Raw genomic sequence first — 12,969 nt, 5'->3', positions numbered from 1 at the left:
CGGGCGCGGACCGGACGCGAAGCCCGAGATGAGGAGCAGTACTGATGAGCGCGGACGGCCGCTGGATCCGGCCCGAGTCCACCCGGCGGCCCGTACTGGCCCCCGCCGGGGCCCGGCCGGCCGGTGGCGCCGGCCCCGGTGACCGCGGGCGCGGGACCGTGATACCGGCGCAGCCGTACCCGGCCGACCGCAGGCGCCGCAAGCCCGCCGCGGCCCGGGTGCCGCACCCGCCCCGGCCGGGGCTACGGGCCGACTGGCTGCCGCTGCTGGCGGTCCTGCTGGTCCAGGGCGCGCTGTCGTACCACCTGATCCGCAGCAACACCGCCTTCATCGACGAGGGCACCTACATCTACTCCGGCTACCAGGAGATCGCGAACCTGCGCCACGGCACCCCGGTGGCGACGTACGAGACCTTCTTCTCCGGATCCCCGCTGATCTACCCCGTGGTCGTGGCGCTGGCCGACATGGCCGGCGGGCTGACCGGCACCCGGCTGCTGAGCCTGGCCTTCATGCTCTCCGCCACCGTGGCCGTCCACCTGGCCACCCGGCGGCTGTACGGCTCGCCGGCGGCCTTCTGCGCGGCGGCGGCCTTCGCCGCGCTCGGGCCCACCCAGTTCCTGGGCGGGCTGGCCACCTACGACGCGATGGCGCTGGCGCTGCTCGCCTGGGCCGGGTACCTCGCGGTGCGCTCGGCCACCGGCGGCGGATACCCCAGCCTGGTGTCCTCCGGCCTGCTGCTGGCCCTGGCCGGCTGCACCAAGTACGCGGCGCTGCTCTGGGTCCCGGTGGTGGTCGGTACGGCGGTGCTGGCCGGGGCGGGCGGCTCGCTGCGCGCCTGGGCACGGTGGCGGCGCGGTGTGCTGGTCCTGCTCGCCTTCGTGGCGGCGGTGGGCGCGGCGGCCCTGCTGGCCGGCGAGCGCTACATCAGCGGCTTCAACCACACCACGCTCAAGCGCGCCCCAGGCCACGACGCCTACTCGTACGTGGCCGGGGAAGCGGCCCGCTGGGTCGGCGCGCTGCTGGTGGTGGCGCTGATCGGAGTGGTGGCACAACTGGTGGTCGCGCGGCGGCGCGGCGGCGACGACGCGTGGCCGGGGTTCTGGCTGGCGGCGTTGCTGCTGGTCGCGGGGCTGCTCGCGCCGGTGAACCAGATCCGCATCCACACCTGGCTGTCGCTGCAGAAGCACGTCGACTTCGGAGCCTGGTTCGCCTGCATCGTGGCGGGCGCGGTCCTGGCCCGTACGGTCCTGTGGCTGAAGCGGCGGTTCCACCTCACGGCGGGGATCGCGGCCGCGGCCCTGGTGGTCGGCCCGCTCGCCTGGGAGGGCGCGGCCCAGGGCCGGGAGATGTTCGGCGAGTGGTCGAACTCGAAGTCCTTCGTCGCCACGCTGGAGCCGTACATCGTCAAGGGCGACGACCGGTACCTGGTCGAGAACTACAACGTTCCCGCGTACTACCTGCGCGAGCAGAGCACCTGGCAGCAGTGGCACGACCTGGTGGCGGTGTTCCGCCGGGATCCGGCCACCGGCCGGCAGCAGTCCGGGGTGCCCGCCATCCAGGCCGGCATCGAGGCGCACGAGTGGAAGGTGGTGGTGCTGGACTTCACCCAGACCGCCGCCACGGACAAGGCGATCCAGCCCACGCTGAAGGCCGCCGGATACCGGGTGGCCGCCGTGGTGAAGAGCGGAGAGCACGGGCAGTACACCATCTACGTGGCGCCGGGATACGACAAGCGGTGACCGGTGCCCGCAGGGTGCGTCCCGGGGCCGCTCAGAACGCCAGGCTGTACACCATCAGGTCCATGCCCGGGTACGGGGACCAGTCGCGGCCCGGGGTGCGGTGGAAGCCGACGCGTTCGTAGATCCGGTGGGCGGCCTTCATCTCGGGGCGGGTGGAGAAGGCCATGCCGGCCAGGCCCAGCTCGCGGCTGCGGGCGATGGCGGCCCGGACCAGGCTCTCGCCGACGCCCCGGCCGCGGGCCGCGGCGGCGGTCGCGAGCATCCGGATCTCGCCCTCGTGCGGGGCGGCTATGTCGGCCCACTCGGTGCCGCCGACCGCGAAGGTCACGGAGCCGAGGACCCGTCCCTCGGCCGCGTCGACCGCGACGAGGAGCTCGGCCTCCCGGGCCCGACGGGCGGTGTCGCGCAGGAGGTCGACGTACCGGCTTTCGGGCGAGGTGTAGCCGTCGCCGACGAAGGCCTCGACGGTGATGCGGCCGGCGTCTTCGAGGTCCTCTTCGCGGGCCGGGCGGATGACGATGTCCATCCGGCCAGTGTGCCGGAGCCCGCCGGAGCGGAGCGGTGCGGGGTCGGCGGGCCGCCGGGGAGGCCGGCGGCGCCGGGGGAGAGGTCGGTGGCGGGACCGGTGGCGGGGTCGGCGGAGGGGCGCAGGGAGGCGGCCGGCATGGTGCCGTACAGCCGGTCGGGCCCTGCCGGGTCGGCGGGGTAGCCGCCGGGGCGGTGCCAGTTGTCGCGGCCGGTGCCGTTGCGGGTGAGGTCCCGCCCGATCAGGGTGCCGAGCAGGCCGAACCCGCCGACGGCACCGACCAGGGCGAGGGCGCTCGCGAGCGTGTCGGAGTCCATGGCTCCACTCTCGCCGCGTCCCCGGGTGGCCGCGAGTGGCAGGAACGCCCCATCCCGTCGAAATCCTGCCACCCAGGCCCTTCCCCGCGGCCCCCTCGCGGGGGCATTCTGGGCGGCATGCTGAAGAACGTGGTCGCCGTGGTGCTGGAGGAGCTGCACCCGTTCGAGCTCGGGGTGGCCTGCGAGGTCTTCGGCCTGGACCGCAGCGACGACGGTCTGCCTGCGTACGACTTCGCCATCGCGGGCGCCCGCCCCGGTCCGCACCGCACGCACGCCGGCTTCTCGGTCGACGTGCCGCACGGTCCGGAGCGCCTCGCCGGGGCCGACCTGGTGATCGTCACCGCGACCGGGGTGCGGCCGCGGTACCCGGAGCCGCTGGTGGACGCCGTCCGGGCGGCCGTCGAGGGCGGCGCCCGGACGCTCTCCATCTGCAGCGGCGCCTTCGTGCTCGGCGCCGCCGGGCTGCTGGACGGCCGCCGCTCCACCACGCACTGGCGGCACACCGAGGAGCTGGCCCGGCGCTTCCCGCGTACCCGGGTCGAGCCGGACGTGCTCTACGTGGACGACGACCCGGTGATCACCTCGGCCGGGACGGCGGCCGGCATCGACGCCTGCCTGCACCTGGTCCGCCGACTCCAGGGCGCCGAGGTGGCCCGGGGGATCGCCCGCCGGATGGTGGTGGCGCCGCACCGGGAGGGCGGGCAGGCGCAGTTCGTGTCCCGGCCGCTGCCCGGGGGCGACGGCGACTCGCTGGCCCCGCTGCTCGACTGGATGCGCCACCACCTGGACCAGGAGTCCACCGTGGAGCAGTTGGCCGCCCGGGCGCACATGTCGCCGCGCACCTTCGCCCGTCGCTTCCAGCAGGAGACCGGGACCACCCCGCACCGCTGGCTGGTCGGGCAGCGGCTGCTGCTCGCCCAGCGGCTGCTGGAGTCCACCGCCGAGCCGGTCGACGCGATCGCGGCCCGCTGCGGCTTCGGCAACGCGGCCACCCTGCGGCACCACTTCGGGCGCCGGCTGGGGACGACCCCGCTGGCCTACCGCCGCTGTTTCGCCGAACCGGTCGGCCGCTGACCGGCCGTCACCCCTCACCGCCCAGGTGCCCGGTGTCGTTCCAGTGCGCCGGCCGCAGCCGTCCGCCCTCGGCGCGCCAGAGGCTGGTGGAGCAGTTGCGCACCGGCTCCAGCGCGGTCAACTGCGCCTCCGTCAGCCGGTCCAGCGCGAAGCGGAGCATCAGCACCGGGCAGTCGTGCGCGACCACCAGGACCGGCCGTCCGGCCTCCTCCTCGCACAGGTCGCGCAGCAGACTGCGCATCCGCAGCGCCACGTCCGCCCAGGACTCGCCGCCGGGCGGGCGGTAGTACAGCTCGCCCATCTTGCGGCGTCTGGCCGCCTCCGCCGGGTACGTGGTCTCGATCGCCGTCTTGGGCAGCATCTCCAGCACGCCCAGCTCGCGGTCGCGCAGCCGCTCGTCGTAGCGGACGGCGAGCGAGACCGGCACCGCGCCGAGCCCGGCGGCCTGGGCGAGCGCGATCCGGGCGGTCTCGGCGGTGCGCACGTACGGGGAACACCAGACGCTGCGCGGGCGGTCGGCGCTGGGCAGCCCGGCCCACCAGCGGCCGAGCGCCTGGGCCTGCTGCTGGCCCTGCATCGAGAGCGGGATGTCCGCGTCCCGGCAGCTGATCGGCACGCTCAACGCGCCCACCGCCTCGGCCAGCTGGAACTCCACGTTGGCGGTGGACTCGCCGTGCCGGGTGGCGATCAGCACGGACGGCAGCCGGGTGACCGCGGCCGGTGCGGTGCCCGGTGCGCCGTGGGCGGGGTAGGTGCCGTGGACACCGTGCGGTGTACCGGGAGGGTAGGTGGACTGGTGCTGACCGTTGAGGGTGGTGCCGAGTTCTGCCATCGCCGCTGCTCCCCGTGGGTCGATCAGTTGCCGGCCGGTCGCCGGTCCGGTCTGGTGGTGCCCGGTCTGCACGGCCGTTCATACATATGATCGCGCCGCCTTCTCCAGTGTTCACGGAGAAGACGGCGCGATCACAGGGCGCGCGTGGGGCGTATCAGTGCGCTGCCACGGGCTCCGGCGCCTTCTTCAGCTCTTCGTCGCCGGTTTCGGCGCCGTAGTCGGCCGGGTGGGTCTCGTCGGGGCCCTCGGGCGCCTTGAGCGCCCGCAGCGCCAGCGTGAGCACCACCGAGACCAGCAGGTTGAGCACGAAGGCGGTCAGGCCGATGTAGCCCAGCTCGCCGATGCCCGGGATCCCGGCCGCGTTGCCGCCGAAGTGCTTGGCGGCCGGGCCGGCGATGCCGTAGGCCTGCCAGGTGCCGTAGACCATGCCGGCCGCCCAGCCGGCGAACAGCGCCCAGTGGTGGAACCAGCGGGTGAACAGGCCGCCGACGATCGACACGAAGGTCTGCAGGATCCACAGGCCGCCGAGCAGCTGGAGGTTGATCGCCGCCTGCTTGTCCATGGTGAGCACGAAGACCAGCGCGCCGACCTTCACCAGCAGCGAGGCGGTCTTGGCGACCCTGGTCTCGTCGGCGGGGGTGGCGGCGGGCCTCAGGTACTCCTTGTAGACGTTGCGGGTGAACAGGTTGGCCGCCGCGATCGACATGATGGCGGCCGGCACCAGCGCGCCGATGCCGATCGCCGCGAAGGCGACGCCGGTGAACCAGTCCGGGAACATGTCCTCGAACAGCTGCGGTACGGAGAGCTGGGCGTTGTAGCCCTTGACGCCCTTGCCGACGCCGGCCGCGATCGCCATGAAGCCCAGCAGTGCCAGCAGGCCCAGCATCAGCGAGTACGCGGGCATGATCGCCATGTTGCGGCGCACGGTGTTGCGGGACCTGGAGGCGAGCACGCCGGTCACCGAGTGCGGGTACATGAACAGCGCCATCGCCGAGCCGAGCGCCAGCGTGGCGTACGTCCACTGCTTGTTCCCGGGCACCGTCAGCGAGCCGGCCGACCCGGAGGCGGCGAACTTCTCGCCCGCCGCGTCGAAGATGTGCCCGTAGCCGCCGAGCCGCAGCGGGATGTAGATCACCGCGACGATGATCACGAGGTAGATCAGGGTGTCCTTGACGAAGGCGATCAGCGCCGGCGCCCGCAGTCCGGAGGAGTAGGTGTACGCGGCCAGCACACCGAAGGCGAGGAACAGCGGCAGGTCCTTGACGAACCAGTTGGCGTTCTCGCCGCCGCCGACGCCCAGGACGTCCAGCACCGCCTGTATGCCGACCAGTTGCAGGGCGATGTACGGCATGGTGGCGAGGATGCCGGTCAGCGCGACCACCAGGGAGAGCGGCCGGGAGCCGTACCGCCCGCGCACGAAGTCCGCCGGGGTGACGTAGCCGTGCACCCGGGAGACCGACCAGAGCCGGGGCAGGAAGAGGAAGACCAGCGGGTAGGCGACGATCGTGTAGGGCACCGCGAAGAAGCCCGCCGCGCCGGTCGCGTACACCGCGGCCGGGACGGCGACGAAGGTGTACGCGGTGTAGAGGTCGCCGCCGAGCAGGAACCAGGTGACCCAGGTGCCGAAGCTGCGGCCGCCCAGGCCCCACTCGTCCAGGTGCAGGGCGTTGTCGGCCCGGCGCCAGCGCGAGGCGAGGAAGCCCATCACGGTGACCAGGACGAAGAAGAGGACGAAGACGGTCAGGGCGGGTACGTTGACGCCGTTCATCGCGCGTCACCCGCCTTCCGGGCGGCCTTCCTGGCCTTCTCGTCCCGGTCGACCAGCAGATAGGCGGCCACGGTGAAGACGGCCGAGACGGGCACCCAGAGCAGCTGGTACCAGTAGAAGAAGGGCACCCCGCCGACCGCGGGGCCGGTCTTGTCGTACGAGGACACCCAGAGCATCGCGACGATCGGTACGAGCAGGGCGAGTCCGGCCAGCACCCGCTCCGGGGTCACCGCCGGGACGGGTTCGGGTGGCTCGGGCATGACAGGTTCGGTGGCATCGAGGTCTGACGACATGGTTCGGCTCCGCTTCGGAGGGCTCACCCCGTCGGCGCCGCAGCCCGGAGGGTCGCACACCCCCACGAGCCCGCCGAGCAGCACCACTGGTGATCGGCAGTCAGTACGGCTGCGCAATCTAGGGCATGGTGTGACCCGTGTCATGGAAATGGCGGAATTTCACGCCATCCGGACGAGCCCCGCGCCCCGGCCACACACCTCGGGCCTCCCGCCGTGCTTCCTGTCGTGCTTCCTGCCGGGCCGACGCAACGGGCACCGGTACGCACGCCGTGTGCGCCGGTGCCCGGGAGCAGGAAGGGGGAGTGCCGCGGTTACTCCGGCCGCTTGAGCCGGGTGATGAACTTGTACCGGTCGCCGCGGTAGATCGAGCGGACCCACTCCACCGGGTCCCCTTCCGCGTCGAAGGAGTGCCGGGAGAGCTGGAGCATCGGCAGGCCGAGGTCGGAGCCGAGCAGCCCGGCCTCGCGCGGGGTGGCCAGGGTGGTCTCGATGGTCTCCTCGGCCTCGGCCACGGTGACCCCGTACACCTCGCGCAGGGCCGTGTACAGGGAGTTGTGCTTGGCCAGGTTGCGGCGCAGAGCGGGGAAGCGCTTGGCGGACAGGTGGGCGACCTCGATGGCCATCGGGTCGCCGTTGGCCAGCCGCAGCCGTTCGATCCGCAGCACCCGGCCGCCGGGCTTGATGTCCAGCAGCGGGGCCAGCCGGTCGTCGGCGGTGATGTAGCCGATCTCGATCAGCCGGGAGGTCGGCTCCAGGCCCTGGGCCCGCATGTCCTCCGTGTAGGAGGTGAGCTGGAGCGCCTGGGCCACCTTGGGCTTGGCGACGAAGGTGCCCTTGCCCTGGATGCGCTCCAGCCGGCCCTCGACCACCAGCTCCTGGAGCGCCTGCCGGACGGTGGTGCGCGAGGTGTCGAACTGCGCCGCCAGCGCCCGTTCGGGCGGAACGGGGGTACCGGCGGGCTGGGTCTCGGTGAGCTGGAGCAGATGGCGCTTGAGTCCGTAGTACTTCGGCACCCGCGCGGTCGGGTCGGTGCCGGCCAGCGTCGGGAGGCTCTTCGCCTGGGGGTCGTTGACCTGGGCCGTGCTGCCCCCGTCGCTGCTCATCGGACCTGTCTCCCGCTTCTCGCGCGGCCTTTGGCGGCGCAGCCATATCGTTAACGGCTCACATCGTTGCATGTATGGCTACGGAACGAATACCTCATCACGCGATGAACGATGTGCGGTGTCGGCTTGATAACGGGTGGTCCGGATTGGTCCAACAGCCGTTGACAGGCCCATTGGTCTAGGCCAAGCTCCAGGCATCTGGTCTACACCACTAGGCCGGTAACTATGAATCCCCCCACCCGTTCGCTGGGGTCCGCGGCACCTTTCCTCCCGCTTTACGTGGGCTTGCCGCTGCCACCCGACGGGGGTAACTCAGGCATCCCTCAGGAGGATGGCGTGAAGCGTCAGCTCATCGCGGCAGTCGGCGTCGCAGCTATGGTTGTCGGCCTGGCGGCCTGCAGCTCGGACGGCAAGAAGGAGGAGGGCGGCAACAGCGGCTCCTCTTCCGCTGCGGCCGGCGGCAAGAACTACAGTGGCAAGACGCTCAAGGTGTGGCTGATGTCCGGCTCGGCCCCCAAGGGCTGGGACGAGGCCGTGAAGACCGAGTTCGAGACCACCTACCCGGGCTCCAAGGTCGAGTACCAGATCCAGGAGTGGACCGGCATTGGCCCCAAGGTCACCGCCGCGCTCTCCGAGGGCTCCGTCGACGTGCTCGAGGTCGGCAACACCCAGACCGCGGGCTACGCCGCCACCGGTGGTCTCCTGGACATCACCAAGGACAAGGACGCCCTGGGCGGCGCCGACTGGAACGCCAACCAGAGCGAGTCCGCGATCCTGGACGGCAAGCAGTACGCCGCCCCGTGGTTCGTCACCAACCGTGTCGTCGCCTACAACAAGGACCTGTGGGCGAAGGCCGGCCTGACCGACACCCCGAAGACCCTGGACGAGTTCTACACCGACCTGGAGAAGCTGAAGGCGACGGCCGGCGTCACCGACCCGATCTACATGCCGGGCCAGGAGTGGTACACCTACTTCGGCCTCCTCACCAGCGAGGGCGGCAAGCTGGCGAAGAAGGACGGCGACAAGTGGGCCGGCGGCCTGTCGTCCCCCGAGGCGCAGAAGGCCTTCGAGACCTACAAGAAGCTGCAGAGCTACTCGGTCACCGGCCCCAAGGACGGTGACGAGGCCAAGCCGCAGCAGAAGGACGTCTTCGCCAAGGGCGACATCGGCGCGATCATCGGTCTCGGCTGGGAGGTCCCGACCGAGAAGGAGATGCCGAAGGAGAAGATCGGCTTCTTCCCGCTCCCGGGCAAGACGGCCGACAAGGCCTCCGGCGTGTTCCTCGGCGGCTCGAACCTGGCCATCGCCCAGGCGAGCAAGAACAGCGACATGGCGAAGGACTTCCTGAAGATCGCCCTGAACGACAAGAACGAGGGCACCGTCGCGGCCTCGGGCAACATCCCGAACAAGAAGTCGCTGGACGACAAGGTGGTCGGCGACTTCGCCGCCGCCGCCAAGGTCGCCGCCTCCTCCGGTGGGATCACCCCGACCACGCCGAACTGGGCGAGCGTCGAGAACAACCCGAACCCGATCAAGGAGTTCCTGACCGGCGCCCTGACCGGTGACTACGCCGCCGCCGCCAAGAAGGCCGACGACGAGATCGCCAAGCGTCTGAACGCCAAGCAGTAGTAGTCGAGCGGCGTCGCTCACCGGCTCCCGGCGGGGGGCCGGTGGGCGGCGCCTGTCCGTCGTGGTCAGGTTGTCAGGAAGAGAGAACGATGGCTGTGCATTCGGAGCGGGTGCAGACACAGTCCCCGGACACAGGGAAGGCTGCTGTGGCCAGTATTGAGACGAGCGCCGCCGGCGGCGGCGTCAAGGGCACCCCGAAGAAGAGCACCAGATCGGCGGGCGGCCCGGGCCTGGGCACGCGGCTCGCGCCGTACCTGCTGCTGTTGCCGGCCACCGTGGTCACCCTGGGCCTGCTGGGCTGGCCCCTGCTGAAGACCGTCCTGGTGTCGTTCCAGAACCTGAACGCGCGCCAGCTGGTCCAGCACCTGACCGAGTGGAACGGCTTCGAGAACTACACCGAGCAGCTGACCAACGCCGAGTTCTGGGCGGTCACCGGCCGGACGGTCGCCTTCACCCTGATCAACGTGCTGCTGATCATGGTCGGCGGCTCGCTGGTCGGCCTGCTGCTCAACCGGCTCGGCAAGAAGATGCGGCTGCTGCTCTCGATCGGCCTGCTCCTCGCCTGGGCCATGCCGGTGGTCGCCGCGACCACGGTCTACACCTGGCTGTTCGACATCCGGTTCGGTGTCGTCAACTGGTTCCTGGACCGGCTGGGCTGGCACTCGATGGCCGACTACAACTGGACCGGCACCCAGTACTCCACCTTCTTCGTGATCATCCTGCTGATCGTCTGGGGTTCGATCCCCTTCGTGGCGTTCAACATGTACGCAGGTCTGACCACCATCCCGAAGGAGCTCTACGAGGCCGCCCGGATGGACGGCGCCGGCGCCGGCAAGATCTTCACCTCGGTGATCTTCCCCAGCCTGAAGCCGTTCTTCCTGGCCACGACCTTCCTTGAGGTCATCTGGGTCTTCAAGGCCTTCACCCAGGTCTACGCCATCAAGGCGGGCGGCCCCGACTCGTCCACCCGGACCCTGCCCGTCCACGCCTTCCTGGAAGGCACCGGCGCCCAGCACTACGGCACCGGTGCCGCGATCGCGGTGCTCACCATCCTGATGCTGGGTGTCCTGATGGCGTACTACTTCCGCATCATTCTCAAGCAGGAGGACGAGCTGTGAGGCGCTCGCTCATCGGACGTACCTGGCCGAACGTGATCGCGGTCGTCCTCTTCGTCTTCTTCATCTTCCCCGTCTACTGGATGGTCATCACGGCCTTCAAGCAGCAGAAGGACATCGTCAGCCGGACGCCTGTCTTCCTGCCGCTGGACGCGACCCTCGACCACTTCAAGACGGCGGTCAACGCGCCCAAGTTCTGGGAGTACGTCACCAACAGCTTCACCGTCACGGTTGTCGCGGTGCTGATCTCGCTGGTGATCGCCACCCTGGCGTCCTTCGCCATCGCCCGGATGAAGTTCCGCGGCCGCAAGACCTTCGTCCTGGTCGTGATGGCGGCGCAGATGGCGCCGTGGGAGGTCATGACCATCGCGGTCTACCTGATCTCCCGTGACAACGAGATGCTGAACAGCCTCGTCCCGCTGACCGCCTTCTACATGATGATGGTCCTGCCCTTCACCATCTGGACGCTGCGCAGCTTCATCGCCGCCGTCCCGAAGGAGCTGGAGGAGTCCGCGATGGTGGACGGCTGCACCCGCACCCAGGCCTTCATGAAGGTGATCTTCCCGCTGCTGGCCCCGGGCCTGATGTCGACCTCGCTGTTCGGCTTCATCACCGCGTGGAACGAGTTCCCCCTGGTCCTGATCCTCAACAAGACCGACGGGCAGACCCTGCCGCTCTGGCTCTCCTCGTTCCAGACCAACTTCGGCACCGACTGGGGCGCGACCATGGCGGCCTCGACGCTGTTCGCCCTCCCGGTGCTGATCCTCTTCGTATTCCTCCAGCGCAAGGCCGTCGGCGGCTTGACCGACGGTGCAGTGAAGGGCTGACGCGACGTGAGCATCCTTGTCCCCACCCTGCCGGGCAGCGACCAGCTGCACCGCGACGCGCTGACGGTTCTCCAGCCCGGCTTCGTCGGCACCGAACCGCCGGAGTGGATCCGCCGCCACCTGGCGGCCGGCCTCGGCTCGGTCGCGCTGTTCGACCGCAACGTCGTCGACCTCCAGCAGCTCTCCGCGCTCACCAAGGCGCTGCGCGAGGAGAACCCGGACCTCCTGATCGCGATCGACGAGGAGAGCGGCGACGTCACCCGCCTGGAGGCGGGCTCCGGTTCGTCCTGGCCGGGCAACCTCGCCCTCGGCGTGATCGACGACCCGGCGCTGACCCGGGACGTCGCCCGTGAGCTGGGCCGGGCGCTGGCCGCGGCCGGCGTCAACTACAACTGGGCGCCCACCGCGGACGTCAACTCCAACCCGCGCAACCCGGTGATCGGCGTCCGCTCCTTCGGCGCCGACCCCGAGCTCTGCGCCCGGCACACCGCCGCCTGGGTCGAGGGCCTGCAGTCGGCCGGCGTCGCCGCCTGCTCCAAGCACTTCCCCGGGCACGGCGACACCGCGGTCGACTCGCACCACGGCCTGCCCGTGATCGACGTCGACCTGGACGTGCTGCGCAGCCGCGACCTGATCCCGTTCCAGGCCGCGATCGCCGCCGGGACCAAGGCCGTGATGACGGCTCACATCATGATCCCGGCGCTGGACCCGGCGCTGCCGGCCACGCTCAGCCCCGCCGTGCTGCGCGACCTGCTGCGCGCCGCCCCGGCCGACGGCGGCCTGGGCTACCAGGGCCTGATCGTCAGCGACGCGATCGAGATGGGCGCCATCGCCGACACCTTCGGCATGGGTGAGGGCACCGTGCTGGCCCTGGCGGCCGGCGCGGACGCGATCTGCGTCGGCGGCGGTCTGGCCGACGAGGAGACCGTGCTGATGCTGCGCGACGCCATCGTGGCGGGCGTGCGGGCCGGCCGGCTCTCCGAGGAACGGCTGGCGGACGCGGCCTCCCGGGTGCGCGCGCTCGGCAGCTGGGGCCGGATCCAGGCCCAGGGCGAGCGGCTGGAGCCCGACCTGGCGGTCGGTCTGCGGGCCGCCCGCCGGGCGCTGCGGGTCGTCCGGGCGCCGGGCCAGGAGACCCTGCCGGTGACCGAGCGCCCGTATGTGGTCTCGTTCTCCGACGAGCCCAACATCGCCGTCGGCGCCGTGACCCCGTGGGGCGTGGCCGACATGCTGACCGACCGCTTCCCCGGCACCCGGACCCGTGAGGTCGGCCCGGCGGACGCCGCCCCGGAGCAGCTGGACGCGCTGGCCGCCGAGCTGGTGGCGGAGGCCGAGGGCCGCCGGCTGGTGCTGGCGGTCCGGGACGCCCACCGGTACGCGTGGATGTCCGCCGCGCTGTCCCGTCTGGTGGCGGCCCGGCCGGACGCCGCGGTGGTCGAGATGGGCCTGCCGCAGTCCGAGCCGGTCGGCGCGCTGTACATCGCCACCCACGGTGCCGCCCGGGTCTGTGGTCTGGCGGCCGTCGAGGTGCTCACCGGACAGTCGGGAGCGATCGGCTGAGTCCTGGTCGGGCCGGTCACCCAGAGTGCCGGCAGACCTTTTCGAGCGGGCCCGTCATGCGCATGTCGCATGGCGGGCCCGTTTCGTTAACCCCGCGTTGACCTGCGAAGTCGCCCCCTGTCGGTGTTCCCTCAAATCTGCCTTAAGCCAGCCTTAAGTTCTACTTAGGGTGACACGGCGACAACT

Annotated in this window: 11 protein-coding genes; 6 read left to right on the top strand and 5 right to left on the bottom strand. The window is 71.1% G+C overall.

What is annotated here, in order from left to right; all coding sequences use genetic code 11:
* Positions 1-44 precede the first annotated feature (44 nt).
* Positions 45-1,739 carry a hypothetical protein gene (locus ACIQIB_RS09075; protein WP_400757384.1) on the top strand — a complete coding sequence of 565 codons (1,695 nt, stop codon included), beginning with the start codon at positions 45-47 and terminating at the stop codon, positions 1,737-1,739.
* 31 nt (positions 1,740-1,770) lie between these two features.
* Here ACIQIB_RS09075 and ACIQIB_RS09070 read toward each other — a convergent pair whose 3' ends face one another.
* Complete coding sequence (locus ACIQIB_RS09070) at positions 1,771-2,265, bottom strand: GNAT family N-acetyltransferase (protein ID WP_363604686.1); 495 nt, start codon at positions 2,263-2,265, stop codon at positions 1,771-1,773.
* Positions 2,266-2,699: 434 nt separating this feature from the next.
* Here ACIQIB_RS09070 and ACIQIB_RS09065 point away from each other — a divergent pair, with 434 nt between their 5' ends.
* Positions 2,700-3,656: a helix-turn-helix domain-containing protein gene (locus tag ACIQIB_RS09065; protein ID WP_363604688.1), complete on the top strand. Its 957-nt coding sequence runs from the start codon at positions 2,700-2,702 to the stop codon at positions 3,654-3,656.
* Between the two features lie 7 nt (positions 3,657-3,663).
* Here ACIQIB_RS09065 and ACIQIB_RS09060 read toward each other — a convergent pair whose 3' ends face one another.
* The 4 genes from ACIQIB_RS09060 to ACIQIB_RS09045 all read right to left on the bottom strand — a co-directional run bounded on the left by ACIQIB_RS09060 (position 3,664) and on the right by ACIQIB_RS09045 (position 7,652).
* A complete protein-coding gene (locus ACIQIB_RS09060; RefSeq protein WP_363604689.1) occupies positions 3,664-4,488 on the bottom strand; it encodes a histidine phosphatase family protein in 825 nt (274 codons plus the stop codon).
* Between the two features lie 154 nt (positions 4,489-4,642).
* A complete protein-coding gene (mctP, locus tag ACIQIB_RS09055; protein ID WP_363604690.1) occupies positions 4,643-6,256 on the bottom strand; it encodes a monocarboxylate uptake permease MctP in 1,614 nt (537 codons plus the stop codon).
* Positions 6,253-6,549, bottom strand: a complete 297-nt coding sequence (locus tag ACIQIB_RS09050; RefSeq protein WP_400757383.1) for a DUF3311 domain-containing protein — start codon at positions 6,547-6,549, stop codon at positions 6,253-6,255. The genes mctP and ACIQIB_RS09050 overlap by 4 nt, the downstream gene beginning before the upstream one ends.
* A 311-nt stretch (positions 6,550-6,860) precedes the next feature.
* On the bottom strand, positions 6,861-7,652 hold the full coding sequence (locus tag ACIQIB_RS09045) for a GntR family transcriptional regulator (RefSeq protein WP_363604693.1): 792 nt from the start codon (positions 7,650-7,652) through the stop codon (positions 6,861-6,863).
* 336 nt (positions 7,653-7,988) lie between these two features.
* On the opposite strand from ACIQIB_RS09045, the gene ACIQIB_RS09040 reads away from it, so the two are divergent.
* The 4 genes from ACIQIB_RS09040 to ACIQIB_RS09025 all read left to right on the top strand — a co-directional run bounded on the left by ACIQIB_RS09040 (position 7,989) and on the right by ACIQIB_RS09025 (position 12,783).
* Positions 7,989-9,281, top strand: a complete 1,293-nt coding sequence (locus ACIQIB_RS09040; RefSeq protein WP_363604694.1) for an extracellular solute-binding protein — start codon at positions 7,989-7,991, stop codon at positions 9,279-9,281.
* Between the two features lie 89 nt (positions 9,282-9,370).
* Positions 9,371-10,399 (top strand): sugar ABC transporter permease, encoded by a 1,029-nt coding sequence (locus ACIQIB_RS09035; RefSeq protein ID WP_363604695.1) that lies wholly within the window; start codon positions 9,371-9,373, stop codon positions 10,397-10,399.
* A complete protein-coding gene (locus tag ACIQIB_RS09030) occupies positions 10,396-11,223 on the top strand; it encodes a carbohydrate ABC transporter permease (RefSeq protein WP_363604696.1) in 828 nt (275 codons plus the stop codon). Before ACIQIB_RS09035 ends, ACIQIB_RS09030 begins: the two co-directional genes overlap by 4 nt.
* A 6-nt stretch (positions 11,224-11,229) precedes the next feature.
* Positions 11,230-12,783, top strand: a complete 1,554-nt coding sequence (locus ACIQIB_RS09025; protein WP_400757382.1) for a glycoside hydrolase family 3 protein — start codon at positions 11,230-11,232, stop codon at positions 12,781-12,783.
* Positions 12,784-12,969: the final 186 nt, after the last annotated feature.

The sequence above is a fragment of the Kitasatospora sp. NPDC092286 genome (assembly GCF_044755565.1).
Lineage (GTDB): Bacteria > Actinomycetota > Actinomycetes > Streptomycetales > Streptomycetaceae > Kitasatospora.
Note: the sequence above shows the minus strand (reverse complement) of the source record. Positions and strands in the feature narration are given on the sequence as shown.

Coding starts and splice junctions, on each gene's coding strand:
- ACIQIB_RS09045 (WP_363604693.1), bottom strand. CDS start 7,652: ATGAGCAGCGACGGGGGCAGCACGGCCCAGGTCAACGACCCCCAGGCG.
- ACIQIB_RS09075 (WP_400757384.1), top strand. CDS start 45: ATGAGCGCGGACGGCCGCTGGATCCGGCCCGAGTCCACCCGGCGGCCC.
- ACIQIB_RS09070 (WP_363604686.1), bottom strand. CDS start 2,265: ATGGACATCGTCATCCGCCCGGCCCGCGAAGAGGACCTCGAAGACGCC.
- ACIQIB_RS09035 (WP_363604695.1), top strand. CDS start 9,371: ATGGCTGTGCATTCGGAGCGGGTGCAGACACAGTCCCCGGACACAGGG.
- ACIQIB_RS09060 (WP_363604689.1), bottom strand. CDS start 4,488: ATGGCAGAACTCGGCACCACCCTCAACGGTCAGCACCAGTCCACCTAC.
- ACIQIB_RS09050 (WP_400757383.1), bottom strand. CDS start 6,549: ATGTCGTCAGACCTCGATGCCACCGAACCTGTCATGCCCGAGCCACCC.
- mctP (WP_363604690.1), bottom strand. CDS start 6,256: ATGAACGGCGTCAACGTACCCGCCCTGACCGTCTTCGTCCTCTTCTTC.
- ACIQIB_RS09065 (WP_363604688.1), top strand. CDS start 2,700: ATGCTGAAGAACGTGGTCGCCGTGGTGCTGGAGGAGCTGCACCCGTTC.